Raw genomic sequence first — 3,978 nt, 5'->3', positions numbered from 1 at the left:
TAAGCACAAAGTTTAGGAGATTTTAAAGTAACTATTTTTCCGTCTAAACCGATTATCTTATTATCAGTTTCTGTATAACCAACTTTATTGAGATGTACTCCATCGGTATAACCTGGATCTGCAGGGGAAGGTAGGGCATTTGTCCCGGGAGGTGGAGGCATATCCGGTACGGCAACTCTAGCACAGACTCTAGTTAGAGGTAGACCGTAACCTGTAGGCCATAATACACATTCTCCATCCCAATTTAAAGTAGAGTTTTGGTGCCAACAAGCTACGGCATTACAGCTTTGAACTCTAATACGAATTTTTGGAGTAAAGTAACTACTATCAGGAGCTTCTTCCGCACATCTATTGAGTAAAAAACCGATAAATGTACCTGGGTAATCAAATTTTAATAAACAAGTATCATTATCGCGACCGTCGCTTTTATTCCAAGGAGGACATAATGTGCCTGGTTTAAAAGGCCCTCTTGGCTTTGCATTGATGCCTCCATCCTTATTCCAAATTTCCGTTCTCTCACTTTGACCGCAATTACATGGATCGCTAAGACAATCGGCTATATCACCCCAAATAGATGCATATACATTAAATGAGAAAAATGAAAATAAGAAAAATAGTAAATATTTTTTTAACACTTTGAGTATTCTTTATGCTCGTTGTTTTTATAGTTCATAATAAATTATTGTCATCCCACGAGCTTGTAGCGGGATCCAGTCCTTTTTAATTTTTTTTGGATCCCATAATAAATCACGGGATGACAGAGTGAAATATTAGTCCGTATTTAACTCATTATATAGGTAATTAACCCAATTATCCGGAGGACCTTGGTGTTGTTCAAGTATTTTTTTATAAATATCCATTTCCTCCTGTCTGCTTGATAAAATACGGACAACTCCTATTAAAGCGGCAATACTTAATTCAGAAGCTATCGATTCATTATCCTTACTAATTAAGAACATCCTTGCAGAAAGTATTAGCTGTGATAATTTTCGTATTTCCGGCTTGCTTAAACCTAAAATTTTATCTAAATCTTCTATTTTAACATCAGACGGTAGAATAATTTTAGTATTAATTAAATCAAGCCAAGGTTTTATAGTATGTTTTGGATATGACTTAAGATAAATAAAATTGAAATTACTGACGAAAATACCGTTATTTTGAGACAAATTATTATAGATTAAATTTATATTATCATAATAAACCTCAGGTCTGTAAAGTTTATCAAAATTATCGGCAGCAAATATTTTAGGTTTTGTGCCAACTAGACTTAAATGATAAGTAAAAGCATAAATTACTGCTGCACTAATACTTTGGTGTTTCTTTAAATTATTATTAAATTGTTCTAAAAATTTTCTCTCCGTCGGGTAAAATTGTTTAGAAAACAGCTCATCAGAAAGTTTATATAAATTAAACCCTATAACTTTCCCTTCTTCAATGTTAAGAGACGATCCGTCAAATAATCCGGAATATAATTGTTCTTCGGTAAAAACTTTAAGTTTATCAAGTATTTGTATTCCTCCTTCCTCCTTAAAATCTTCTAATTTTAAAATATCGGAAAAAATACGTTTTTCTTTTTCAATTGATAAAATTTTATTTTTTAATTTCTCTAGAAAGGATATCTCTATTTCGCTAAGAGGTGAAATATAATGACCACTGATTAATTTTAAAAATTCTAAAATGAATGCTTGTGATTTTTCTGTATCATCTACTAAAAATGGATTGATAATTTGTTTGTCCGGTTCTAACCATTTGCCTTCTATTGCCTCGATAAAAATTTTAGAATCATTATTATTAGAGATATAAATTATTGTTGGATCGTATTTAGTCGACTCTGATATTAAAAAGTTCAATAATACGGTTTTGCCGGTTTTTCCCGTACCAAAGATGCAAGTATTACCTTTATTCGTTTTATCATGAAAATTCATGAAATATGGAGTACCTTTCTCGGTTCGCAGTAAAGTTATAGCCCTACCCCAAGGATTATATTGATTACCGAGTGTAGTATTATGAAGAGCGGTAAGAGAAGCAATATGCTCTACGGATAATGGCGACATTCTACGTATAAAGGCAAAGTTAGCAGGTAATTGCGACCAAAATATTTGCTCAATATTAAGATCTTCTTTTACATGAATAATACCAAGTTTAAAAAGTTCGGTTGATGCTTTAGCTACGGCTGCATCTAGTTTATTTTCATCTTCTTCTATAACGGCAATTGAAATTTGCTGATTACAAAATTGAAAATCTAAATTAGCTGCATCAAGCTTATTAATCCCTTTGTGATTAAGTAAAGTTGAGTCGTTAGTAATTTTTAGAATATAATCTTGACCACGCAATTTGGATATTACTTGTTTTTTGCTAACAAAGTAAAATATTTCAGTTATTATTAATTCAATCGGTAACTGTAAAAATTTATCCAGTGTATTAGAAGGAGTTTCATGATATTCTTTTATAGATAGTAAAGAAGCAAATTTATTATTTTTCTCATGATCCGTAACTACCATTTTATCGCTGCTAATTGTATAAATACTTCTACCTAGTGCATTGGATAAATCTATTATAGGTACCAAACAATCATTATTATTAAGGTTAGCTATTCGATTATATAAAAATAAAGGATTAGAAAAAACATTATCATTTTCAAATATTATACCGAGTTTTTCAGCACCGAATTCGTTTAAATCATTTAAAATATTATTGGTGATATTGTCTAATTTTTGAAAAGCTGAATCTAAGTAGTTATTTTCAAAATCAGTAATTAATTTATTAGATAAAGAATTTATTAAAGAGTTAAAATTTGTGATGTTAACTTTAGCAGAATCATGTACTATAGATATATATAAAGTATTAACGAATTTATCATTCCAATGGTTTTTTCTTTGCCATAGGGTATGAATATTTGCCGGTAATAATTTTTTGTAAGGAGTTGAATCGTCTAAGTTTTGTTTTTCTCGTATTGTATGTAGCCAAAAAGCAAAATCATAATCGGTTATATTCTTTTTTATAGAAACTCTAACCATTTCACGTAAATTTTGTATGTTATCGCTTATTTTCTCTGAGTTAATGCCGTGTATTTTGATAATTTGTAGTAATTTACCGTCTTTGGTAAGTAAAGTATTTTCATTATAATGACATGCTATAGGTATAAAATTAGGAGCATTATAATTATATATATCTTTGTCAAATTTTCGTAAACCACTAAACACAAATAACCTGAATTTAAATTATAGTTTTGTATACTCGTTCAACTTGAAAAATTGGCTACGTCGTCTTTGTAAGTCCTCGGATGCTCACGTATTAAGTATATGCTCTGCCCCTCGGCTTACAGACTCCTTGCTCTTTTCCAAGTTGAACTTCGTATAACAACTCTTCATTTCACAGGAGTATATACTAATGAACTTTGCCTGCGTGGATGCTAGAGTCGTCATTGCGAGCAGCCGTACATAGGCCTCTACTCGATGTCATTCCCGCGAAAGCGGGAATGATATAAGAGCCATGCAACAAAGCCAATTTAACAACAACTAGAAACTTTACCTTATTATTATTTAATAAACAATTATTCATTATAGGCAGTGATTTTTTGTAATCCTCCCATGTAATTTATCAAGATATCCGGTATAGTTATTGATCCATCTTCATTCTGATAATTTTCAAGTATTGCAACCATAGTTCTTCCGATAGGTAATCCTGAAGCATTTAAAGTATGAACTAAGGTAGTTTCATTACTGCCAAATTCTTTATATCTTGCTTTCATTCTACGTGCTTGAAAATCTCCACAATTAGAACAGCTAGCAATTTCGCGATATTGCTTTTGTCCCGGAAGCCATACTTCTATATCATAGGTTTTTTTTGCCGCAAATCCCATATCTCCGGTGCAAAGTAACATAACACGATAAGGAAGATTCAGTTTTTGTAAAATAGTCTCTGATGCATTAGTTATATATTCATGCTCATTTTTTGATTCTTCAGGGGTAGTAATAG

General features: G+C 31.3%; 2 protein-coding genes and 1 pseudogene. All 3 read right to left on the bottom strand.

The window, feature by feature from the left end; translation table 11 throughout:
• A pseudogene (locus O6R16_RS07495) lies at positions 1-635 on the bottom strand (hypothetical protein); the annotation flags it as partial.
• 135 nt (positions 636-770) lie between these two features.
• Positions 771-3,203: a VirB4 family type IV secretion/conjugal transfer ATPase gene (locus O6R16_RS07490; protein ID WP_499680655.1), complete on the bottom strand. Its 2,433-nt coding sequence runs from the start codon at positions 3,201-3,203 to the stop codon at positions 771-773.
• 350 nt (positions 3,204-3,553) lie between these two features.
• A partial coding sequence (locus O6R16_RS07485) for an aminoacyl--tRNA ligase-related protein (RefSeq protein WP_499680654.1) occupies positions 3,554-3,978 on the bottom strand: 425 nt, incomplete at its 5' end.

This window comes from Candidatus Rickettsia tasmaniensis (assembly GCF_036857515.1).
In the GTDB taxonomy this organism is placed as follows: Bacteria; Pseudomonadota; Alphaproteobacteria; order Rickettsiales; family Rickettsiaceae; genus Rickettsia; species Rickettsia rickettsii.
This window is presented reverse-complemented; position numbering and strand designations above follow the sequence as displayed.